17 protein-coding genes and 4 pseudogenes are annotated in these 23,305 nt (G+C 40.8%); 9 read left to right on the forward strand and 12 right to left on the reverse strand.

Going from position 1 to position 23,305, the window contains the following annotated elements:
- Positions 1 to 1,133: pseudogene (locus LEP1GSC060_RS20935) on the reverse strand (hypothetical protein); the annotation flags it as partial.
- A gap of 315 nt (positions 1,134 to 1,448) precedes the next feature.
- Between LEP1GSC060_RS20935 and LEP1GSC060_RS02675 the strand changes: the two are divergent.
- From LEP1GSC060_RS02675 to LEP1GSC060_RS02690, 4 genes and pseudogenes are all read left to right on the forward strand, one after another.
- Positions 1,449 to 2,399 (forward strand): Rpn family recombination-promoting nuclease/putative transposase, encoded by a 951-nt coding sequence (locus tag LEP1GSC060_RS02675; RefSeq protein ID WP_036095234.1) that lies wholly within the window; start codon positions 1,449 to 1,451, stop codon positions 2,397 to 2,399.
- A gap of 383 nt (positions 2,400 to 2,782) precedes the next feature.
- Positions 2,783 to 5,431, forward strand: a pseudogene (locus tag LEP1GSC060_RS02680) (polymorphic toxin-type HINT domain-containing protein); the annotation flags it as partial.
- Between the two features lie 92 nt (positions 5,432 to 5,523).
- On the forward strand, positions 5,524 to 6,327 hold the full coding sequence (locus LEP1GSC060_RS02685) for a hypothetical protein (protein ID WP_230458295.1): 804 nt from the start codon (positions 5,524 to 5,526) through the stop codon (positions 6,325 to 6,327).
- A 250-nt stretch (positions 6,328 to 6,577) separates the two neighbouring features.
- The gene (locus LEP1GSC060_RS02690; protein ID WP_002995724.1) at positions 6,578 to 6,811 is read left to right on the forward strand and encodes a hypothetical protein; all 234 of its coding nucleotides are present in this window, start codon (positions 6,578 to 6,580) and stop codon (positions 6,809 to 6,811) included.
- Positions 6,812 to 7,040: 229 nt separating this feature from the next.
- On the opposite strand, the gene LEP1GSC060_RS20470 is transcribed toward LEP1GSC060_RS02690, so the two are convergent.
- Positions 7,041 to 7,268 (reverse strand): LIMLP_19325 family protein, encoded by a 228-nt coding sequence (locus LEP1GSC060_RS20470; RefSeq protein ID WP_002995761.1) that lies wholly within the window; start codon positions 7,266 to 7,268, stop codon positions 7,041 to 7,043.
- Positions 7,269 to 7,564: 296 nt separating this feature from the next.
- Between LEP1GSC060_RS20470 and LEP1GSC060_RS02700 the strand changes: the two genes are divergently transcribed.
- Positions 7,565 to 7,963, forward strand: coding sequence for a hypothetical protein (locus LEP1GSC060_RS02700; RefSeq protein ID WP_002995726.1), 399 nt, complete (start codon positions 7,565 to 7,567; stop codon positions 7,961 to 7,963).
- A 7-nt stretch (positions 7,964 to 7,970) separates the two neighbouring features.
- On the opposite strand, the gene LEP1GSC060_RS02705 is transcribed toward LEP1GSC060_RS02700, so the two are convergent.
- Positions 7,971 to 8,870, reverse strand: a complete 900-nt coding sequence (locus LEP1GSC060_RS02705) for an LIC10906 family membrane protein (RefSeq protein ID WP_002995764.1) — start codon at positions 8,868 to 8,870, stop codon at positions 7,971 to 7,973.
- A gap of 22 nt (positions 8,871 to 8,892) precedes the next feature.
- Positions 8,893 to 9,513: an LBL_2463 family protein gene (locus LEP1GSC060_RS02710; protein ID WP_036095235.1), complete on the reverse strand. Its 621-nt coding sequence runs from the start codon at positions 9,511 to 9,513 to the stop codon at positions 8,893 to 8,895.
- A 311-nt stretch (positions 9,514 to 9,824) separates the two neighbouring features.
- On the opposite strand from LEP1GSC060_RS02710, the pseudogene LEP1GSC060_RS02715 reads away from it, so the two are divergent.
- Positions 9,825 to 10,058, forward strand: a pseudogene (locus LEP1GSC060_RS02715) (hypothetical protein); the annotation flags it as partial.
- Between the two features lie 243 nt (positions 10,059 to 10,301).
- Here the strand turns inward: LEP1GSC060_RS02715 and LEP1GSC060_RS19195 are convergent.
- The 3 genes and pseudogenes from LEP1GSC060_RS19195 to LEP1GSC060_RS02730 form a co-directional block, all read right to left on the reverse strand.
- A pseudogene (locus LEP1GSC060_RS19195) lies at positions 10,302 to 10,687 on the reverse strand (HEPN domain-containing protein).
- A 3-nt stretch (positions 10,688 to 10,690) separates the two neighbouring features.
- Positions 10,691 to 11,971 carry a citrate/2-methylcitrate synthase gene (locus tag LEP1GSC060_RS02725; protein ID WP_002995814.1) on the reverse strand — a complete coding sequence of 427 codons (1,281 nt, stop codon included), beginning with the start codon at positions 11,969 to 11,971 and terminating at the stop codon, positions 10,691 to 10,693.
- A gap of 248 nt (positions 11,972 to 12,219) precedes the next feature.
- Entirely contained in the window at positions 12,220 to 12,897 is a 678-nt protein-coding gene (locus LEP1GSC060_RS02730) for a flagellar filament outer layer protein FlaA (protein WP_002995728.1), read from the reverse strand.
- Positions 12,898 to 12,982: 85 nt separating this feature from the next.
- Between LEP1GSC060_RS02730 and ompL47 the strand changes: the two genes are divergently transcribed.
- The 3 genes from ompL47 (at position 12,983) to dinB (ending at position 16,042) form a co-directional block, all read left to right on the forward strand.
- Positions 12,983 to 14,080, forward strand: a complete 1,098-nt coding sequence (gene ompL47, locus LEP1GSC060_RS02735) for a multi-beta-barrel domain surface protein OmpL47 (protein WP_002995645.1) — start codon at positions 12,983 to 12,985, stop codon at positions 14,078 to 14,080.
- Positions 14,081 to 14,170: 90 nt separating this feature from the next.
- Complete coding sequence (locus LEP1GSC060_RS02740; RefSeq protein ID WP_002995707.1) at positions 14,171 to 14,926, forward strand: ComF family protein; 756 nt, start codon at positions 14,171 to 14,173, stop codon at positions 14,924 to 14,926.
- A 27-nt stretch (positions 14,927 to 14,953) separates the two neighbouring features.
- Positions 14,954 to 16,042 carry a DNA polymerase IV gene (gene dinB, locus LEP1GSC060_RS02745; RefSeq protein WP_002995799.1) on the forward strand — a complete coding sequence of 363 codons (1,089 nt, stop codon included), beginning with the start codon at positions 14,954 to 14,956 and terminating at the stop codon, positions 16,040 to 16,042.
- A 138-nt stretch (positions 16,043 to 16,180) separates the two neighbouring features.
- Here the strand turns inward: dinB and LEP1GSC060_RS02750 are convergent, their stop codons facing one another.
- From LEP1GSC060_RS02750 to LEP1GSC060_RS02770, 5 genes are all read right to left on the reverse strand, one after another.
- Positions 16,181 to 17,137 (reverse strand): hypothetical protein, encoded by a 957-nt coding sequence (locus LEP1GSC060_RS02750; protein WP_002995784.1) that lies wholly within the window; start codon positions 17,135 to 17,137, stop codon positions 16,181 to 16,183.
- A gap of 17 nt (positions 17,138 to 17,154) precedes the next feature.
- The gene (locus tag LEP1GSC060_RS02755; protein ID WP_002995701.1) at positions 17,155 to 18,495 is read right to left on the reverse strand and encodes a FecR domain-containing protein; all 1,341 of its coding nucleotides are present in this window, start codon (positions 18,493 to 18,495) and stop codon (positions 17,155 to 17,157) included.
- 2 nt (positions 18,496 to 18,497) lie between these two features.
- On the reverse strand, positions 18,498 to 19,022 hold the full coding sequence (locus LEP1GSC060_RS02760; RefSeq protein ID WP_002995688.1) for an RNA polymerase sigma factor: 525 nt from the start codon (positions 19,020 to 19,022) through the stop codon (positions 18,498 to 18,500).
- Positions 19,023 to 19,709: 687 nt separating this feature from the next.
- Entirely contained in the window at positions 19,710 to 20,984 is a 1,275-nt protein-coding gene (srpA, locus tag LEP1GSC060_RS02765; protein ID WP_002995831.1) for a sigma factor sigX-regulated lipoprotein SrpA, read from the reverse strand.
- Between the two features lie 368 nt (positions 20,985 to 21,352).
- Positions 21,353 to 23,230: a RecQ family ATP-dependent DNA helicase gene (locus LEP1GSC060_RS02770; RefSeq protein WP_036095237.1), complete on the reverse strand. Its 1,878-nt coding sequence runs from the start codon at positions 23,228 to 23,230 to the stop codon at positions 21,353 to 21,355.
- Positions 23,231 to 23,305: the final 75 nt, after the last annotated feature.

Raw genomic sequence — 23,305 nt, forward strand, 5'->3', positions numbered from 1 at the left:
CTACGCTTTTGTAAGAGTATGTATGATACAAGCCGCCGAGAACAGGAGTGGAAATGAGTTTTCCACTACCAACCGACGGACGTATCAAAATAGGAGAAGGAACGGGACTGTCTTTGTTCAGAGCCAGATGAGTACGATGATGATTGTAAAAATGAATGAACTCTTCCAATTTCTTTTCCAAGTGATATTGGTTGATCGGAATGAAAAAGTCCAGAAACTCATTTCTGCACGTCTTAACCCTGCCGAACGATCCGTAGAGAGTGAGGCATTGAGTTTTCCGTTCGGCGTAACAGTTCTGCCAAGGAGAATGAAACGAAGTCTTTTTGTGTTTGATGCCAATCCGAACCAAATACTTCGTAAAACGTTTCCCAAAAAGGGAATCATTGTCCGAAAGAAAATAACGTGTTTTCTTACCCGCTTGAACTTGTTTGCGAATCGCAAACTTCAAAACATTTTAGTTCGTTAGGAAATAGTGGATAGGAGTTAGGAAATTTTTCTGCAAATCGGGGATTTTCCACAATAACGACAGAGCGTTCTCAAACATAGGAGTTGGTTAGGAATTAGAACTTTATAACAATGTAAAGTCATATTCACTAGAACGTATCGGAGACAATCATCGCATCCGCATGTAAAGAGTAGAACTCTTTCCAAGAAAGACGTTTTTTAGGATTGGAAGGTCGCTTGGGAAGATATTTCGAAACGGTTCTTTCGCAAATAGTATGACCCAATTTCAAAAGCAAACCGTGAAGTTTAGTCGCTCCCCAAACGTTGTTTTCCTTCGCTACTCTTCGAATCAGTTTGATGATATCCCAGGGAGCGGAAGGTCTTCCCGGTTTTTTTCGTTTCGAAAGCAGAGCCCAAAAGATCTTGAGTTTGTTGTTTCTCCATTCGAGAAGAGTTTCGGGAGAAACCAAAATCAAATGTTCTCTCCAATCCTGATCCAGATACGAAAGGAAAACAAGCTTCAATCTCTCAAACGGTTTTGTTTGGAATTTCTTTCTCTTTCGTTTGTAGGCGACAAGCTGACTTTTGAGAAACAAAATCCGAGCCGTGCTTTGGGATTTTTTTCGAATATTACAAAGAAAATGGAAAAGAAAGATGAAATTGAAAAAGAGAGAAATCTCGTAAAACAAACGTTAGGTCCTTCTTGGATATACAATGATTCTATCGACAGCTCTAAGTATTATTCCTTGGTAGAAACGGGTTTACGAAGTAAAAAAATTGAACGAGTAATTCCCGCGGCTTAGTTAGCGGTTTCTTGGAAACTGAAAGAATTTGCACCGGCTCAAAAACCTTGAGCGTTGCAATTAAGAGACTCTCAAAGAAAAGTCCTAAGACTATCTAATCCTTTTGTTCTTGAAATCAGAGCCGGTAGTTCTGGATTGAATGGAACTTCAAACCAAGAAAATAGTTTTGACATCCTGTTGGTGTAAGCCGTACGCTTTGTCATGCATTTTTTCCCATTAACGTCAGACTGGATGTTTAAGGCATTGTTTGTTCAAGAGCCCGTGTTGCTGATTTCGATCTTAAACAGCGTAATCTTTCCGAATCATGAACATAAGATTGCAGCGATCAGGATCTTAAACCCTGAGTTGACTAGGACGTCTCCGGACGAAAAACGTTCGTATCTGGACGTACGTGCAACGGATGAGCGAGGTCGAATTTTTCACGTAGAAATACAAGTAGCGCATGAGAGTTCGTTTGTGAAGAGGGGTTTGTATTATCTTTCTGGATTGATCCGGGATCAGTTACAACCCGGAGACGGATATAGCGATTTGAAGCCTGTCTATCAGATAAACATAGTTGACTTTAATCTGATTCCCATCGAGAATTATCACAGTAAGTTTAAATTTCGAGAAGAGAGTAATCCGGAGATCACGTTAACGGACGACTTGGAAGTTCATTTTTTAGAACTGGGTAAGTTTGTTACTGAAGATGTAAAAGATTTACGAAATGATTTAGAGAGTTGGTTGTATGTGTTGAAACATACGTCGGAATTGCAGGAGGAAGAGATGGCCATATTGGTAGACAAGACGCCTGATTTGAGTAAGGCTTTTACGATTTTAGAACAGTATTCGAATGATCCTCAGAAACGCAAAGAGATAGAAGAGAAACTCAAAACGGATCGTGACTATGTATATGATTTAGCGGCTCGCTTCGAAGCCGGTGAACGACAAGGCCTTGAGAAGGGTATTGAGAAGGGTATTGAGAAGGGTATTGAGAAGGGTATTGAGAAGGGTATTGAGAAGGGTATTGAGAAGGGCATTGAGAAGGGTAAACTGGAAGCAGCCCGCAAGATGCTTGGTAAAGGGATCGATTTGGAAACGGTCTTGGAAGTGATCGGTCTGAGTGAGGACGATCTAAGAGATCATGGTATCGTTTTTCCTCGTGAGAAGTAACGTTATTTGAATGCTTTGTTTCTTGACACTACCCAAAAACTAAAATGTCGAAATCAAAGTCTGTTTGTTTAGAAAGGTAACTATTTTAAAAATATAGAATGCAACTTAAGTGATTCAAATTAGGAAAGTAACAAAAAGTAAAAAGCCAACCTCAATCTTTCCTAACTTGAAAATCGTAGCGGTGCACCTGGGTGCACCACGATTCGTTTACCTTTTCTGTGCACAAAACTTAACTTTAGCTTTCCAAAGCCCAATGCCCGACTACATACAGCGTCGATCTGAACTTCAACAAAACCGGGTCCGGGCTTTCTTACAAAAAAATCCCCCGGCGAAGGGGTAGCGGAATCCGGAGCTTGAAAACACCATTAGACATTGCTAAATTAGAGAAACAGCAAGCTCGGGATGAAGCGAGGGGAAGACTTTCCCCTTCTTCCCTAACGCCTAACGCCTACTCCCTAACGCCTCGAAGCGCCTATAACGAATACTTGGATGCAGTGAAGAGCGGTGAAAGCGTATCTTGTCTGAACAAGTCCGCAGAACAATGTGCGAAGTCAGCGATGAACTCAGGGTTTCTTGTCGGAGAAGTTCCCGAAGGCACGTTTGGGGAACAACAGTTTGTGCAATCGTATTCGATTCTCAAGACCAAGAAGGAGATGGACAAGAGAAAGGGGAAGATGGATGCGGCCCGCAAGAGAAAGAGCGGAGGCATGGGACGATTTTACAATCAACTGGGAGTGGTGGCTGAGGGTGCGGTAGAGGCAGGGAAGGGCGTTGGGAATATGATACTCAGTCAAGCCCAAGCGATTCTGAAAGCATCGATGGGTAATTTTAGCGGCGCTAAAAAAGATATGAAGGAAGCGGGCCGCCAAGGCGAAAGAGCGGTGCAAGGTGCGTTGTATGCAGTCACGGGAATGGTTGACTTTGTAATGTTTGCAGTGGAGACGGTGGCGGAACCGTTTGTAGCCTTGGCTACCTTGGGCCTGGGGAACCAGGCGATGAACGGTGTTTTTGCGGAAGGGAACTACGAGTTAGCGAAGTTCAGAGAATCCAACAAAGCCCAACGACATATCAATGAACTGGGTATGCGAACGGGAGCGGAGATGTATGCGAACGACGCGGCCCTGGACAAAGTAGTGACGACTACGCTCGCGGCTGCGGGTATTATTGGCGGAGTTCTTTCGTTTACACCGTTCGCTCCAATCGGAGTGGCTCTGATGTCGATATCGGCATTGGGAACGATGGGTTGGAAAACGTTTCGAGGTGCGTATGAAGGTGGTGCCGCCGGTATGGCAGCCGGATTTGTAAGTGGAGCGATCAACTCCTACTTGGAGGAGAATACGGGTGGAATGCTCAGTGTGAACTTGAGTTACAGTTACGCCAACGGTTTTGGAGCGGGTGTGAGCGTAGGGACGCCTAACAAGATGAAGGTGGGTGGTAGTATCGGTTTAAACTACAACTCGAAGAGTGGAGCTTGGGGAGCGAGTGTCGGTTTAAAAGTAGGTTTTGGTGCGCAGTCGAATAAAGGTTTTACAAACAGTGCGGAGCTGAGTTACAACCGGAACAACATCGGGAGAGACAATCAATCTTCCGGTGTGAGTGCGAATGTGAGAGGCAAATACAACGAAAAGGGAGATTTGTACGGTAGCATAGGCTTGAGTTACGATACGAAAGCGGGTTACGGCGCAACGGTTGGTGTTTCGTCTAAGTTTGGTCCTATGAGCGTTACTCCTTCTTGGACGGTTTCTGAATACGGTGGCCTAAGTAGCGACGTTCAATACGGTTTTGATCGTAACCTTTTTGACAAGACGAACAACCCGGAACACGCGGCTGCCAATCGGAACTTGTTTGACGATATCTTGAACGGTGTTGGGGCTGCTGTGGGGGGTTTTAGCAGAGAGAACCTCTCGAATGGCTGGAATGCGATCAAGAACGGTTTGTTTGGCGGGGGTGAGGGTGCGACTGCGAACAATGGTGGTAACAGGACTACAGCGAGAGGATTGGATGCAATTTCTCTTTATAATGCTGCGATGGATGAAGTAGCATGTTTTGTAAAAGGAACAAAAATTTTAACGCAGGATAATACGAAAACGATCGAGAATATTGAGGTTGGAGATATTGTCTTTGCATTCAATGAGGTAACTCTTGAGTTGGGTTATAAAAAAGTCTTAGAAGTGTTTAGAAACAAAACGGACATACTTATTAAAATAAGTTTGGAAGATAATACAATTATTGAAACAACTGAAGGACACCCTTTCTATATTAAAGAAAAAGGTTTTGTTTTAGCAAAGGATCTAACTAAGAAAGATAGAGTTGTTAATTCCAATTTAAAAGAGATAACAATTAAAGAAATCAATCGCGTTGAAGTTGATGGCATTGATACTTATAACTTTCATGTAGAAGATTTCCATACATACTTTGTATCGAATTCTAATATTCTTGTGCATAATACGAGTGTTCCAGAGAATCCTATAGAAATTATGAAACAGAAATTGAATAATTACTATGATAAGTTAAGTCGTGGAGTAAAATTAACGAAGCAAGAATCGGACCAGTTAGATCGCTTAGAAGGAGCAATGGGAGCCGGTGTTTATGCACGACATCAAAATGAAAAGGGAGAATGGGTATGGACTCAGATCGGAGAAATGAAAACTCGTTCGACTTCTGATGAAATTACTAATGGGGGTGTAGATGGCAGACCTAATGTTAGAGTATTAAAGGATGGCGATAAGATTCAAACCCAATATGGTGAACTGACCGTTCGGGTCTTGGATTCAAAAAACGCACCTATTACTTGGACAGATCCGAAGACTGGAAACGCTATAATAGATGGATTAGGTCATAGGCAGTTTATTTATGGTCCGAATGGCGAAGAGTATTCTTATAAAGAAGCCATGAATGGCACGGAAGCCGTTAGGGCATCTGCTGAATATGCGGCTACTAAGCCAAATCTTTGGAATCGGTTATTTAATTTTGGTAAATCTGAAAATAATACAGGTAGTTTGCCTTCTTCTACTGGGACAAGAGCATGGTGAAATACATTCTATTATGTATTAGCATAATATCATGCAATTATTATATTGATCCTAAATTGGAAGAGATATCGAATCAAAAGGAGAAGATTATTTTGGTCGATATTGATGCAGAAAGCGATGAATATATGGGGGAGCGTAAGAAGTTTAGAGATAGTCTGATAAAAATGGTCGATAAAATTAAAAAATTACGACCATCCGTTATTTATTTAAATAATAGTTTTATCAACTCTTCTGGTGGCGAAAAGGAGTTTGCTGCGGAATTAAATCGAAATATGGCAACAATTTCCGCATTCGAATTGAATGATAGTGGGGAAGAGATTAATTTTACAGAGGATATCAAGAATCAAATAGGAAAGACAATAAAAGGGAGATTTTACGGTCGTGCAGATAATTATGGATTTACCGGGATAAATTTTCCATCAATTGAAATAATAAAAAAAAGTAAAGCTATCTGTTCTTCTAAATATTATATCAATGATTCGAATGAAGTTGAATTTGTATATTCATTGAATCGATATAAAAATTATGAATTTGAAAATTGCCCATTTACAGTAGTTAATGAATATCTAATTTCGTACGGACTTAAAATTGCATTAGATAAAATAGAGGGCAAGGTGGCGTTATATTCAATTAATAATGGGAAAATTAAAAAAATAAAAAATCTGAATCAAATATTTGAAAAGAAATATAACGCTATTCCAATTAAATTTAAGACATTTCGTAAATTTACTGGAAAGGAAATTCTTGAAAAAAAAGAAATTAAAATTGATCCGGGTTATATATATATAATTAATACATTAGATATTCCAGTTAAAGTAAAGTATAGTAAGATGATATCCAATTCAGAAGTATTTGGTAGTATGGTATACACTTTATTAGATTCAATTACAAGATGAGTTTAGCATATTTCAAGTGAAAACTGGACAAGTTGGTTACCGGCATAGAATTTCCCTCCTGTGCAGAACCCTGACCCTCCCGAACGCCAACCTCAAAATCGGGAGAGTTTCGAGAAACAAAGCCCAAAACAAAAAAAGAAATTACTTAAAAAAATAGGAATATAAAGAATTTTAGAAGTAAATAATGATTCAATGGTAGCCGAAGATATAGAAAACATTATTGATTGATAATGCTTAAAGGAATATGAAAATGGAACCTTTGCCTCCAAAATCCTTGAATCCAAAATCTTTGTTCAAAAGAATATTGCAAAAAATGGGGAACTTTAACGAAACCGAACTAAGTGAAGTAGAGGCGGTTGTAGATTCCATTCTCAATGCAAAATTTGAATCTTTTATGGATGAGTTTGCTCTTGCAGTTGGGTTGGATCGACCACCTTTATCATTAGTTAAAAGCAGTCGCCGTAAAAAATCCAAGAAGAATTGATTGTTTTCGATACTAAATAGAACCAAAAGAAAACCTGCACTTTGTTAGGCGGTTACAAATAAAATAGATTTAGAAATTCGAATGAGGCGTTTACAATGAATCCGGATTGTCTAAATTTCCGAGAATAAAAGACAAATAGACTAAGGCCGCTCCACTTCCATAAAGAAAAACTCCGTAATAAAAACCGTAAAGTATTCATATCAAACATGGGAAGAAGCTCGGCGTTGTTTTATCTTATTTGATTTTCTTCATAACTTTCTAAATCGTTTAGAAAGAAATTATTGATAGACTTAACTTTTAATTTTCTTCTGATCGTTAAAACCTTACGAAAGCCCGTGGATTTCAAAATTGCTTCCTTATCCTCATTGCATAACTTTTTCCCAAGGTATTTTTCATATTCGTCTAACTCTAATTCGGTGATGTCCAAGGGCGGTGTTTGAAAGTAATTGATTAACATGATTTATACCTATTTTGAATTGAAGAAACGCAAACTATACTTTGGGAATAGATGAATATTTTTGATGTTCAACATTTAGTTATCCGAAATTTCATACAGTAAATCGCACAAAACAAAATCGATGGAGCTGTTACTACAAGGATATTCGTAATATATTTAGCTTGCAATTGTGCGGATTGCATAGATTCTTTTCAACGCAGAAGGTTACATTGAAAAGATAAAATGCGAAATGCAGGTTATAAGTAGAGCAATTTGCACATATGTCAATTAAAAAAAAGCAAACCGCACATAAAAATATGGAAAAGTTCGAAAGACTGCAAATGGCATGTGACGAGTTGGAAATCAATCGGAAAGGTTTGGCTGAACTTTTGAGAATTCATCCGTCAAACGCTTCCAGATTACTAACCGGAGAAACTGAATTCACATGGACTTATGCCGAATTGTTTCAGTTGAAAACGAACATTTCGGCAATTTGGGTAATGGAAGGCCAAGGAGAGTTTTGGTTAGAAGAATCGGATGGTAAGAAATATACAGATTACGAAATTTTAAATCTTCGAATCATTTTAAAAGTTCCCGGTTTGATGAAAGAGTTGGAAAAACTTGTGAAGTTACCCCAAGAAGATCAGAAATTTGTAATCGGTTTAATCGATCGATTTTATAAATTATCCGAGACCTTAAAAAACAATCCGGGATAAATCTAAATCACTTTAAATATCGATCATACTTGATTGCGACTTTTCGAGCGGTTGCCCTGAATGGTATGTTGGCTCTAAAGATCCATTCGAAAGCCGTGTTAATAACCTCTCTTGCTAGGATCGAATTAGAATCTAATCTACGCATCTCAAATTCCTCAGGGTCTAAAATGGAATATAATTTCAAAATGGGATTGAGTGTGATTCTATTTAGTAATGGAACATGTTTTCCAGAAAAGATTTCTTCTCTTGTTTGAAAAGCGTCGTAGTGAAGGATTGCTACACCCCAGAAAATTATACAAATCATAGTACCGATAGAAGCATAAGATCCTTGATATATTCCAAAGAATGGTAAAATCCAAACTAAAGGAATTATGATTAAGAATGCAGAAGAAATTCCAAAAAGCATCAATGAAAGTCTAACGCGAACCATTCCATCGGAAACAATTAAACATTTTGTAAGTTTGAATATACTTTCACACATCCAAAGAATAGAATAAATTATTAATATATGATAGGCTAATAAGGGTTCGTGTGTAAGTGTTTGAATATCTGTTATTTTTATCAAATTAAAACTAAGCCCTGAAATGCCTAGATAGGCAATAAGGCTTGTTTCGATGAGTTTTCTCAATCTGGACGCATTGTAGTTTTCATCCACAAGTTTGTTCACGATTCTACTTAACAAAAAGGGAACGAATATTACAGAAATTAGAATCAGGTTCGGAGCGTAGAGACGAATACTGTAAGGTATATATTGCCTACAACTTGAAAATAAAGTCCATAACCCAACAGAAAGTGTCAGATAGAAAAAAGTTATCCTAACAGATATAAGCTGGTCACGATTTTTTTTGATATAAAATCCTAATAGAAAAATCGAGGTAGCGGTAAAAAGGTTAAATAAAACTGACATAGGTGACACGAACCAACCCGGATCACCATAATTTTGTCCTAATTTTTTGTAAAGCCTCTTTGTTAATTTCAATCGGAGTGAGGTAAACTAATTCTCCCTGGTAATAACATTCCGGAAAATAAACTTCTTTTTGATACTTTTCAGATGGCATGGCTCCAATTGTGCTGTAGAGTTTTACGATTGAATTTACTTTTTTGTGATAAAATCCATAGACTATATCGAATTTTTTTTTCAGACAAAAATTGGCAGCCGCATGGAACGTAGAGACAGCGGCGCGCGCGCCTTTTTTAGAATGCTCAAAACTTACTGAATTCCAGTCTGCAATGTTTTCACCAACGACTGCGTATCTTTGGATCGGATCGCTTTCTTTAATAATTCCGAGTTCCAAAGGAATCAAGTTCATCGGTTTTTTTTCTACAATACGCATGGCGGCTAAGATTTCCGTTCCTTCTCTCACATAAAACCAAGTAGACCAAGGATCCATATCGACTGTCGTATATAATGATTTAGTGTAACCAAATTGTTCAAAAACTTTACTAGCAAATTTTTTAACATTTTGAAGTTCTTGTGGATTTTCTAAGCCGGATAACCGAATCACATGTAAATTCTTGACGAGATTTGACTTTTGGAGTGTGATAGACATAATGTTAATTATGTCTCTTTGGTACCAAATTTCAATGCTTAAATCACCTATCTATTCTTTTAATTATAAATTCGGATATTTTAGAATTCGCTAATGTTGCCTAATCCAAAATCTAACAACGGTTAGGTTATCTTTAGGGGGATTTGAGAAAATACAAAATAAAATAGACAGTATCTCACTTTAAAATAGCCCAAATTGCCATTTCAAGGCATTTCGTGAAAATGAATTTAAAGAAAAGTAATTAGATTTTGTTAACCGCCGATTCAAAAAACACATTAAAAATATAGAATATACAAAAGAGAGTAAAAGAAATGATACGATCCAAAGGACAGGATGAAATACCGGAAGCGATCAGGGAACAACTTGACGTTTTGTTGGAATCGGGTGGCGAAGGACTTGATATAGGATATCTGAAATATATCCAAGACAAACCGGAACCTAAGTATTTTCCCTTGGTAGAAACGGGTTTACGAAGTAAAAAAATTGAACGAGTAATTCCCGCGGCTTACTTAGCGGTTTCTTGGAAACTGAAAGAATTTGCACCGGCTCAAAAACCTTGAGCGTTGCAATTAAGAGACTCTCAAAGAAAAGTCCTGCGATAGAACGGGCGGATTGAAACCTTTTCCCGCTTTTAATATTCGTCAAAAATAAAACATTCCATGAATTTAGAATATTAAAGTTAGAGTTTGTCCCAAAACGTCTCGAGTTTTTTCGGCATCGCATTCATTTCCGCAATTTTCGTATGTTTTGGGACGAGTTCTTATTGAAAATTAACTCGCTATCCGTTTCTATTTCAGTTTTTCCTTTACGATTTGAATCAATCTTTCCGCAAAAACGATCGCCTCTTTAGCTTGAGATTCCTCGAAGTATTCGAAAGGTGCGCCGTCCGCAAACGCATCCGGATCACGAGTTGGTATATAATATAAATCTAATTTTTGTCCGATGGATTCGATTTCTCCGTTTTCATTCAAATCCTTTGCGATGGTTTTAACGGAATGGGATTTTACTAAATCGGCTCCGCGAAAATAAGCGAGCGCTTTGAGAGATGTTTTTCCCACTTGTTGGCAAACGAAACAAGTCTGAGCGAAAAAACCCGATCGTAAAGAAAAGCGCCCGCCCATTCAAAATCTCTTTCAGCCTGAGCGAGCCAATCTTTCCATCTCGGATTTTGCATCGATTATCTTTCCGAAAGGGGAACGTATTTTCTGCCCATTTCACCCGCATAGATTTGTTTAGGACGAGCCTTACTGTAGTTACCGGAAACTCTTTGTTCTCTCCAGTGGGCCAGCCAACCCGGAAGTTTACCGATCACCTGCATCGCCGTGAACAGTTCTTTCGGAATCCCGAGAGAATGAAAAATCACCGCGCTGTAGAACTCGAGGTTCGGATACAACTTTTGATTGATATAATATTCATCATTTTGCATATACTCTTCGATTTTGAGAGCCACTTCCGCGATCGGACCCACCGGATTTTTTTTGTAAAAATCGTGGAACAGTTCGCTCGCGATGATCGCTCTTCTGCTTTTCGAGTCGTAGGCTTTGTGGCCGAAACCGTTGGAGAACAATCTTTCCGAATCCCCTTTGAATTTCTCGAAGTATTCCGCGACCGTTTTTCTGGATTGAATGATGTCGTCGATAAGGCCCACCGCCGCAACCTGACGACCGCCTTCTCTCGAACCCCAAAGCGCGTTGATCGCGGAAGAGATGGAAGCGAACAAGTTGGCTTGAGTGGAACCGATCACCTGAACCGTGGTGTTGGAAACGTTTTGTTCGTGATCCGCGTAAAGAATCCAGAGTTGATTTAAAATCCGATCGATATCTTCCGACGGAACGAAATCCTTGGAAGGAATCGAAAACAACATGTAAAGAAAGTTCGTACAATAAGGATGTTTATCCAGGGGATACACGAAAGGTTGACCGACGATTTTTTTGTAAGAGAAGGCCGCGATCGTTCTGATTTTAGCGAGAAGACGTGCGGAATGATCGATTCCTTTGTCCAAAGATTCTTCGTATTCTTCCGGATAATAACTGGAAAGGGAGGTTACCATCACCGAAAGAACCGCGAGAGGATGTCCTTTACCGGGAAAACCGTCGAATAGATTGATCATGTCTTCGTGGATCAGGGAATGTTTGGAAAGTTTTAGAGAGAAGTCTTTGAGTTGTTGTTCCGTGGGAAGTTTCCCGTAGATCAAAAGGTAACTGGTTTCGACAAAGGTGGAATGCTGAACGAGGTCCGCGACGTCGTAACCCCGATAATGAAGTTCACCCGAATCCGGATCTCTTCTGGAAATTCGGCTAACGGCGTACGCGGTGTTAAAAAAGCCGGGATCGTAAGAAATAAGCCCGGTTTTTTGATGAAGCTCGCGAATATCGATTCCTTTTTTACCGTCGGTTCCGGAAATCAACGGCAATTGATAGGACTTTTCCCCAACTTTGATTTCAATGAATTCACTCATACCGATAGGGAACCTTAGAGAATGTTATGCGTCAATTCTTCTAATTTCGAGGGAGCCGATTTTGTTCGTTTCTTCCTGTCTCGAACCCAACTTAAACAAAAGAAAATCGCAATATTCTAGTGGATAAAATTCAGAAATCAGATTTCAAAGATTTTACAGAATTGGAAAATCAGCCTTTGCTAAAGTCTGATCTCTCTATTACAAAAATCACCCTAACCCCTAAAACCTAACCCCTAAAACCTTGAAACCTATCTCACCAAGGTTTTATCGTTTGAGAACATTCTATTTTTATCCCGAACGATCGCGAGAATATCGTCGATTGCGAATAGATCTCTGGAACCTCTTTTCATCGTAAAAGGAGCTACGTAGAGAAGACCTAAAAATTCGACGGGAATTTGTTTGGAGAAAACGATATCGTCTTGTCTGATTTTGCGGACCACGTTGAGTCTGATTTTTTTCCAACCTTCGAAACTGAGATGGACAATTAGAATTTTCTTAACTTCTAAAGTGGAATCTCGGAGCAAAACGAAGAGCGAGGCCCCCGATCCTGAAGAATAGATGTGAAACTGAAATTCTTGCACGAACCCTTTCGTTTTCCAAGGTTGTTCCCAGAGAATTTCGAAGGATTGATTTTTATCGGCGGGAACTTCCAAGAGAAGACTTCCGGAAGAATTTCTTTCCGGGCTCAGTAAAAGGGAAGAGGTTCTAATATCCGGAAAATATTCCTTGGGTAAACGTGTTTTGAGATTTTTAGAACTCCATTCTTTCGTTTCGAAGTCTTCTACGATGATTTGTTTCCAAATTTCCGCCGAAGGTTTTTCCTGCGCACTCAACGAGAAAGACAATAGGAATAAAAATAGTATTACAAGGGAAAGGCGATCGAGTTTCCCGGTAAAAGGAACGATTGAGAAGGACTTTTTTTTCATAGAATCGGTTGACAGGCTTCTTCCAAATGTTTCCACTATCCGAATATCGTCAAAAAACTAAATCTCTAATATACAGGAGTGCAAAATGAAGGGTTCTACTCTCGTAAGACTCACAATCGCTTTTTTAATGTCCGTTAACGTAACGCTCGTTGCCCAGGAAGATCTGGATGAAGGCTCTACGCCTCAGGCAAATACTCAAGAACAATCCGGAAGTCCTACGCCTGAAAAAACCGCCCCGAACAACGTTACGCCGGGGGAAGAAGTCAAAAAGGCCGATCTTTATGTGAATTCCAAAAGTTCTTTTGAAATTTCCGCACAGGATGATTCCAGTACGGTCGACTACATCGAATATAAAATCGGCGAAATGGATTACGCAAAATATACGTCTCCGATCGCGATTCTCAAAGAAGGTGTAAATCGCCTTACTTACAGAGCTGTGGATAAAGCCGGAAACAAGGAACCTGCTAAAGCGCTCGTAGTCGTGGTGGACAACACCGCTCCGACCGTAAAAATCGCACCGAGTGAAATTCTTTACAACCTGGACGGATACAACTACGGATCCAAGAACGTAACGTATACCATCTCCTCGACCGACGCTCTTTCGGGAGTCAAAGAAGTAAAGTATTCCATCAACGGCGGGGACATGAGACCTTACGACAACCAGCCGATCAAATTGGAGAAGGCGGGAGTGAATCTGATTAAGTATTCCGCTGTTGACAATTCCGGAAACTCTTCTTCCGAAGCGATCCTTGTAGTGACCTTGGACGATGTAAAACCGGAAATTGAAATCCAAGGAAACACTCCTCTGGTAATCATCGACGGAAAAACGTATTCCAGAAAAGGAAACTCTTTTGCGATCAAAGCGCTGGACGGACAATCCGGAATCAAAAGAATTCTGATCAAAACGGATAACGCTCCCGATTTCGTTCCTTATGCGGAGCCGATAACGATCGACGCTCAGGGCGAACATACGATCGAAGCGAAAGCGATCGATAACGTAGGAAACGAAAGTGAAACCAAAAAAGTCAGCTTCTCTGTGGATGTGAACCCTCCTACAACACAAATTCGTAAAATAGAAGCCGGTTCTAACGGAAACAAACCTACAACGTCCGAGTCGCCTGCACCGGCCCCTGCTCCTACAAATACAAAGCCGACTCAACCTACAACTCCGCCTAAAAAGTAAGAGTTAAAAAAAATCGTCAGGATTGAAAAAACCCGGAATTTTCCGGGTTTTTTTATGCCGTTGAAACGTTTCGGAGAACCGTAAAGGGTAATGAAATTCCGAAAATTATTGGATTATTTTCTACCGGTCGGTTGCGAGTTTTGCGGAAGATACGATTATTTTTCCTCCAAAATCGGCGTTTGTAAACTCTGTCATTCGGAAAATTACATTTCTCCGAATCGTACGCAAAGTATATGCAAAATTTGTAAAGAAGTGCGAACGACGGAGGAATGTTACTATTGTAATTCGAGAAACGTATTTTTCGAAGAACTGAAATTTTTACGAAACAGAACCCCCTTTTTAGCGAAGGTGATCAACTGCGTCAAGATGCGTTCCGTATATCCGCTTTCGATTTATCTTTGTTTGGGTATCAAGAGAGAATTACGATCCTGGAAGAACTTGAGTTTTTCCGGAGTGATTCTCATGCCTTCCACAAAAACAAAATGGAATTCCAAAAATCAAAGGAGGCCGTTTGAGTCCTGCGATTTCGCACTAAAACGATTGCGGAGTATTTTACCTTTTCCGTTGATACGCCCGATCGAAAAGGTAAGCGACGAAAAACAGGCCGGTAAAAGTTTAACGGATCGTTTTATCCATGCAAGGTTTGCATTTCGAATCAAAAAGGAATATAAGGGAAAGTTAAGAGGAAATTATCTCGTAGTCGACGACGTGTTTACCACCGGCGCTTCGGCAAACGAATTGGCGAGAATTCTCATTCAAAACGGGGCCGAATCGGTTCGAATTTTGACTTTGATTCGAACGGAAGGGAAGGGGTTGGCAATGGAAAAAGACGTTACGGATGTTTAGCGGTTTGTAACCTGACTGAAATCGAATATGGAACCGCGCAAAATCATTCATGTGGATATGGATGCGTTTTATGCGTCCGTCGAACAAAGGGATTTCCCGGAATACAAAGGGAAACCCTTGGTTGTGGGCGGTCCGCCCAATAGCAGATCCGTCGTTTCGGCCGCCTCGTACGAAGCTCGTAAATTCGGGGTTCGTTCCGCGATGCCCTGTTCCAGGGCGGCGCAACTCGCACCTCAGGCGATTTTCGTACTTCCCCGTTTTGAGGCGTATAAGGAAGTTTCCAAACAGATTCGTGAAATCTTTTTGGAATATACGGATCGAGTCGAGATGTTGTCCTTAGACGAAGGGTATCTGGATGTTACATTCAATAAAAAGAATATTCCATTTGCCGTAACGATTGCCAAAGAAATCCGCGCCGAAATTTTGAAACGTACCGGCCTGACCGCCTCGGCGGGAGTCGGTAATTCCAAATTCATCGCCAAACTCGCCTCCGAAAAAAACAAACCGAACGGGCTTACCGTTGTTCTGCCCGACGACGTGATTTCTTTTATCGACCCTTTGCCGGTGAGCAGTTTTCACGGAGTGGGTAAGGTTACGGCTCGGAGGATGGAGGAACTTGGAATCCGCACCGGAAAAGATCTGAGAACGAAAAACATAGACGAACTCGTTTCACATTTTGGAAAGATGGGAATTTACTATTACAAAATTTCCAGAGGGGAAGACGAACGAGAGGTCGAACCTTTCCGAAAGCGAAAGTCGCTCGGCGCGGAAAATACGTTCGATCAGGACAAAACGGATCGGGAAGATTTACTTCGGCAACTGAGGAACGTTGCGGTCGAAGTGGAAAGAAGGTTGAAAAAAAGGGACTTTGCCGGAAAAACTCTCACTCTTAAAATCAAATTTTACAATTTCAGTCTCAAAACAAGATCGACAACCTTGTCGGAACCGATTTTCGGTTCGGAGGAACTTTATTCCGTCGCAGCCGAACTTTTTGAGGAATTTTTCGAGACCAACGACGGTAAACGAACGGCGATCAAGGCGATTCGGCTTTTGGGAATCAGCCTTTCGCATCCGAATTCGACGGATGAGGAACCGAGTTTGTTTCCGGATTTATAATATTCAAAAAGTGGAATTTTCTTAAGGATTTATTTCAAAAACTATCGAACGATCCGTAGAAGTTGAGACGCCGACTTTCACAAAAATGTGGGAACTCCCGCAAATTTCCTTCGGGTTTTTCGACAAACCCTCTTTTTATTACAACTTAAACCCGCCGCCGATCATAAAAATCGGCTCGTTAAAATGATAGGAATATACGGAACCTTTTAAATCGGTTTTTCGATATTGTAGAGCGACATTGAAAAAGTAGGATTCCGATTCCCATTGAATGCCCGTTCCCACAAAAAAAACCGTTTGGGTGAGCGGTTTGGAATAAATTCCGTTTTCATAACTTTTTCCGAACCCGAATCCGCCCTGAACAAACCAAAGAATCGAGTCCGAAAGAGGAACGTAATATTTGACACTCGGCAAAAGCGAAAGAGTTCCTAACGTGAATTTGCCGTTGCCTTGTTTATCATTTTTAAAATTTCCGCTAAGCTGATTGAACAGGAACGAATTGACGGAAGCGGCGCTTAACGTCTGATATTCGGGCGTCGAGTTCAGATTGACATTTGTGAGAAGTCCGACCCAGGGGGAAATATTCCGGTTCGGAAAAAAATAAGAGTTTTGTTCGAGTCCGAGTGAAAAACCGAAATTTGCACTGCGACGATATTCGCCGTTAAAGGAGACGGTTCTAACGTTTACGGAATATTTTTTTTCGAGATAGGGATCGATGTTGACTACCATCGTAAAAATATCCGTCAAATTGTATCCGCGATTGAAACTCGGCTTTTCCGTAACTCCGGAACTCCACACGGATCCATTCAAAGAAAAGTAGAATTTTTTAATATTCGTATCTACTTTTTTTTCCTCTTTCACTTCCGACTTTTTAATTTCCGAAACGAGAATTTTTTCAATCAGAGTTAGGTCGATTTTTTCGGTTTTGCCCGTTTCGTCCACGACCAAAACGTGATCGGCACGTAGAGAAGTTTTGACGTTTTCGATCGTTTTACCGTCTCTTAAGAGGATCGTGTCCGCAAAAATTTTTCCCGAATTCGACAAAAGATAAAAGTAAAAAATTCCCTGAAGAAACCTTCTCGTTCCGTTGCAAAACATAATTTGCCGAAAACGATTCAAAATGAAATCGACTCTACGTCCCCGGATGGAATGACTCTTTTTTTACCTTCGACTTCGATGATATATTTGTCTTCGTACTGAATCAGATTTCCCTTTAATTCGGAGCCGTCTTTCAGTTTGATCGTTTTGTTTCCCAAACGTACGGGTTCCTCCTTTTTCGGTTCGGTTTTCGGAACGATTTTTTTATCTACTTTAGGATTTGGTGATATACTTTCGATGTGTTCGGTTTCTTCTTTAGGAGGTTCGAGGGATTCAATGCGGTTCGCAAAGTTCTCCAGTTCTTCTAGGTTTTGTTTTTCCAAAGGAACGGCTTTTTTTTGCGAAACGGTATCCACGATCGTTTTTTGTATTTCTTCCAAAAGAAGGAAAGTTTCCTTCGGATTCGTTTGTTTTTCGTTCAAAACGAGAAGCGGATTCTGTGATCCGTCTTTTTGAACGAATTTTTGAAAGAATAAGGATTTTGTTTCCAAGGAGGAATTGGAAAGTTTTTCCGAAGAAATATCGTTCCAGATTCTTTCATACTTCGCTTTTTGTTCGGGATCATTTGCGGTTTGTACGTCCAGAGAATGTTTTACGAATTCTTCCCTTTGTTTGTCCAATAAGAACGGAAGCAAATAACGAACTCCCGATCGAACTTCCGCAGAGCCGTCCCAAACGTTTACCTTGTAACGATCCTCCGAATTTTCGATCCATACCTTGGTTCCGGTCAATCGAATCTCGGTTCCGCTCAGATAGATTTTGGTTTTTCCCTCCGTATTCGTCGGAGTTTCGTTTAACAAAAGGTTTCCTTTTTGTAGAAAGATGGAAAGTTGATAACCCTGCGATTCGGCGTCTTGAACCGATTGCGCCAAATTCAAAACTCGGATTTCCGAATTCGGAAAAACTCTAAAATGCAATTTGCCGTTTATCTTAACGTCGCAAAAAGAATTTTGATCCAACCGAATCCAATCCGAACGTAAACTTTCCGGATTACAATGTCCCGTAACTTCCATCGGGATCGGTTCGGCTTTGCGGAACGTTTCCGATTTGAAGATCACGGATAAGGAAACGATTAAGGAAATGACTGCGGCCATAGCCAGAAATTGATTCCTAAAGTTTCCTTGGAAAAAACTTATTTTAGGAACGGGTTTTGACGCTTCGATAAGAATTTGTTCAAGTCCTATCCTGTGTTGTTTCAGACCCGCCTGCGTCTTCACGTAGTTTTCGTATCTTTTTTTAAGTTCCGGATGGAGTGTTATGATTTCGTTCAATCGTTTGTTTTCTTCCGATCCGGTTTCCCCGAAAAGGAACAAAGACATCAATTCTTCGAATTCTTCGTGCAGATCTTTTTTTTCCATGATTATAAAACCACTTTTCTTCTTTCTAATTCTTCTCTAAGCAGATCCAACGCCTTTAACAATTTTCTACTGACGGTTCTTGAGGATATGTTTAACGTTTGTGACGTTTTTTCCAAAGTATAATGGTTCATTTCTTTTAACAAAATGATGCTCTTTTCCGGTTCCGGCAAAGAAGAAATAATCTCCCTCAACTCTTGCTCCACGATCCGCGTTTCAATGGTCTGAATAAAATCGTCTTCCACTCGGAGCGATTCTATAAAAGTACCGCCTTCTTCTACCAACAAATCCTTCTTTCGCTTTTTTCGATACGAATAGTATGTATTCTTTGCAATCGCCGCGGCCCAAGTGTAGAAACTCCCTTTTTCCGCCGAAAAATTCGAAAAGGATTTGTAGAGATTCAAAAAAACTTCCTGGGCTATATCTTCCACTTCTTCCGGATCGGTGGAAAGATATCGAATTACCTTATAAATCGAATCCTTGTAGTTCCGATAAAATAGAGAAAAATCGTGATCTTGGCTTAACTTCATAATCTATACTCTATATATAAGAATTCAAACATACTCGGGAAATTTCTCTCTTTAAAAAATTCGGTTCGATTTTGTCTATTGAAACCGGAAACGATTCTCCGAATAGAAAATTTTCAAGACATAAGAAATCAAACTATAACTCCGTAAGAATCCTTTTTTTGAATTTGATAAAACATGAAATAGCGTCTTAAGTTCTCCTTTCAATATTAGATTTGTTTGAGAAAGAATCCAAACGGATTCTTTCTCGATCGCCTATGTGACGGCCGATCCTACATCGTTTTAACGAGCCAATGATGGTCGGTAAGTGAAAGACTAGGTTTTTCCTGGCCGTGTTTGTCAAATTGTCCGTTCCGTTCGTGGCGTTCGGTTTATCTACAGCGATCGGTTTTTATATTGTTTCATCGTATTGAATCTCCCGTGAAATCTCGGGAGAAATATACGGAAAAAAAGGAAAGAGTGAGACAGGTTTTTGAAAAAAAGAGGGGAGTTTTTGCGATCAACGGATTGTTGATTCGATCTCAAAATTTTTTAGTTTTTTGAAAGTTCTTTCGGATTGCCTTTGTGAGAAAATACAACCATCATAAGGAGCCGACAAGCTCCTTATGATGGTTCAGTTTGAATGGAAAGAATTAACTTCCTTCAAATTCTATGGAATCACCTCGTATTTATCGAAATCTACAAAGTCCTTCATTTTGTCTCGCTAAGGATCGTAGGTAAATGAAAGATCAGGTTTCTTCTGGCGGTTGTGGTCATATTGTCGTCTCCGCTCGTAGCGTTCGGTCTATCGGCCGCGTTGAGTTGAGGAGAAAATACGTTATCGGCCGCAGTCGAATCCCAAAAAAGCGCGTTGTCTATGGAAACGTTAAACAACAGATCTCCGTTTTTTTTGGAAGAATTAAAATCCACGATCAATATGTAAGGATCTTTCACATCCAAATTGTTGATGGCGGCCGGAGCCTTAAATTTAAGTTTTTGCGCGGCGGAATTGTAGGCAACTCCCGCAATCGAAGGTGGGTTGAGGGTACGTTCCGGATTTGTGAAAGGATTATAGTCATCCGAAACCGCAACCTTAAGTATACCGCCTGAACTTGAGTCTATCGCCAATTCACCCATATTGCAAGCGCCGGCCGTTGCACCGCCCATTTCCTCAGGTTTTAACAAGTTGGAAAAGATAAAACTTGGAGAGTTGACAAAGGAAGCGGGACAATCCTTACTAAAAAGTTTCGGACTTACGTCGCCTCTACCAACGCCATTATTGATTATGCTGCTAGAATTGGAAGTCGGGTTGTTTAACACCAAATCCACGTAACGATATGAGTTTTCAGGAACGTCTTTCGGATCAAAGTAATACGTAAAATCCCTGGCGATGATTCCCACTCGATCGTAGTCCTGTTTCTCTTCGTCCGGTATGGCAGTGATCGGTAGAAAAGCCGAACTTGAAGAAGCGTCTCCGGTTTGTAATCCGATCGGCATAAAACCGGTTTCGCATACTTTAGAACCGGGAACGGGAGTTCCGGGCGCTTTGAACATTACAAAATTTGCATTTTCTAATGTTTCGTTTCCCTTTGCCGGTCCGCCCTTTGCGACCGATTTGTAGGCGAGAACTTGACAGATGCCGATGGAAACCGCAGCCGGTGTGATGAAATGATCGTTGAATCCGTCCGCGGCTCCGTCCCCGTAGTTTTGAGGATCGTCTCCGCCGAGATCGATTAAAAATCCGGAAGAATCGGAACCTACTTTGAATCGGGACGAGCCTGCTTGCGTACGGGCCGCTGCAAGTGCGCTCGTATTGGAAATACGAAATTCGGCGTTTTGACCGGAGCTGAGTAAAAGCGCCGCCAACAACAGATTGTTCTTGTCGTCTTTATCTTTCTTGCAACTGACGAATAAAGATACAGTCAACGAGACGAGCGCGATGACTTTATCTTTTATTTTATACGGAAGGTGGTGATTTTTTTTCATCGTTTTGAACCTCTCATAAGGCTAACGAAAGAAACTGTGGAATGTGCCAGGCTACCGAGCAAAAAATTAAAGATTTTGTCTAAACTCCGCAGAGCGCCCTATCGAACGACCCGTAGGGAGTGAGATAGCAAAAAGATAGCGGAGCGTCATCTTTTGCTCCCAACGAAGTTGGGAAAATCAGGACCCAGGTAACTCAAGTGGCACTGCTCCCTAAGGGTCGCAGCACCAGAGAGTGAGATTGAGTTTAGGAAAGCTCTGCGTTTAGTTTCCCAAAAACGCGGGAACTCCCGCTTCGAGTGGCTAAGTTATAGTTCGTTAGGTGTTAGAGGGATTGTAAAATCTAAGTTTAAGCGGAAGAGACTCGGGAATTATTTCCATTTTTCTAATATTCTTAAGATATCATTCCCGAACTTTTCGACCTTTGCGGAGCCCATCCCTTTGATCAAAGAAAGTTCTTCCGGAGTTTCCGGCATTACATTTGCGATTTGAACGATGACCGGATTTTGAAGCACCATAAACTTCTTCCACTTTCTTCTTCTGGCTTCCCTGTCTCGAAAGTTTTTCAATTCTTGGATCACGTTCTTGGCGGGAATCACTTTCTTTTCGCCTTGTGTATCGGGATCTTTTTTCTTTCTCGGGGTTTTAACGATAACGGTCGATGCGAGGATGAGTTTCGGATATTTGTCTCCGACGATTTTCACTTTTTTGTTCGCGATCCAATCGTCCAAAGTTTTTAAAATCGCTTCTTCCGGAATCGAACGTAAGGAACCGTAGCCGACCAAACGATCCAATTTTTTTCTCAAAATTTCATTCGATCTGGAACCTCGCAAAACACCCGCGATCATTCTTTTACCGAATTTACCCGGAATCTGTTCTAAAACTCGATCGATCGTTCCCAATTCCTCTTCGGAAAAATCGTATTTTTCTTTTTCTTCTCTCTTTTGTTTTTTATCCTCTTCCCTTTTGAGGAATTGATCCCTTCCGTCCCCCGCAACGGAAGAATGCGGAGATTCTTTTTCCAAACAGATGTCGCAGGTTTTGCAAGACGTAACCTCTTCGCCGAAATAAGAACAAAGCATTTGTTGTCTGCATCGGTTGGAGACCGAGTATTCCTTGACAAAGGAGAGTAACGTTTCTCCTCCTTTCCGATTGTTTTCTTTACCGATGATAAAACTCTGAGTCACAAGATCGGAAGGATGAAAAAAAAGAACACAGTCCGAAGGTTTTCCGTCCCTACCGGCTCTTCCCGCTTCCTGATAATAACTTTCCAAGGACGCGGGCATTTGATAGTGAACGACCAAACGAACGTCCGGGTTATCCAAACCCATACCGAACGCGTTAGTCGCCACAAGCACGTTCGTTTTACCGGTGTTATATCCGTCTTGGGTTTTTTCCCGACTTGAATCCGTTCTGCCTGCGTGATATTTGCCGACTTTAAAACCGTTCTTCTTTAGAAAATCGTAAACCGATTCCACTTTTTGCCGGGTCGCACAATAAATAATCGCTCTTCCGTTTGCGGTTTTTTGAAAGTTTCCTCGGATCAAAAGTTTTAAGAGTTCGTTTTCCCTCGAAGTTTCGTTTTGAGGAAAACGTACGGAAAAGTTGAGATTTTTCCTGTAAAAACTTCCTTGGATCAACGCCGGATTTTTGAGTCCGAGAGCATCCGAAATGTCCTTTATAACTCTGGACGTTGCTGTGGCGGTTAACGCGATGATCGGTATCGGACTCGGATATCGGTCCCTAAGTTCGTGGAGTTTTCGATATTCCGGTCTGAAGTCGTGTCCCCATTGGGATACGCAGTGCGCTTCGTCGACGGAAATTCTTGCTAAGGGAAGTTTCGGTAGAATTTCGAACACCTGTCTGCTCAACGCTTTTTCCGGCGATAGGTATAAAATTCGGATCTTGCCCGTAACGGCTCTGCTGAGAATTCTGAGTTGTTCCAGATCGTCTTGTGTGGAATTGCAGTATTCCGCGGCGATTCCTTTCGCCTTAAGAGAATCCACTTGGTCTTTCATCAAGGCGATCAAGGGAGAAATGACAAGAGTCAAAGAAGATTCGTCCAAAACCGCGGGAAGTTGATAAATGAGGGATTTTCCTCCTCCGGTGGGAAGGATGACTAACGTGTCTTTTCCGTTCAGGACGGATTCGATCGCCTCTTTTTGGCCGGTTCGAAATCGGGACATTCCCCAAATTTCCTTAAGAGAAAATTCTAAATTTTGAATGTGATCGTTTTGTTTCGAGTTCATTTGATTTTAATAAATTATACTTTTTGCAAGTAAAAAGTCTCCCTTTTGCGGGGCTTTCCCGCGCCAGAGATCGAA

This window comes from Leptospira weilii serovar Ranarum str. ICFT, assembly GCF_000332415.1.
In the GTDB taxonomy this organism is placed as follows: Bacteria; Spirochaetota; Leptospiria; order Leptospirales; family Leptospiraceae; genus Leptospira; species Leptospira weilii_A.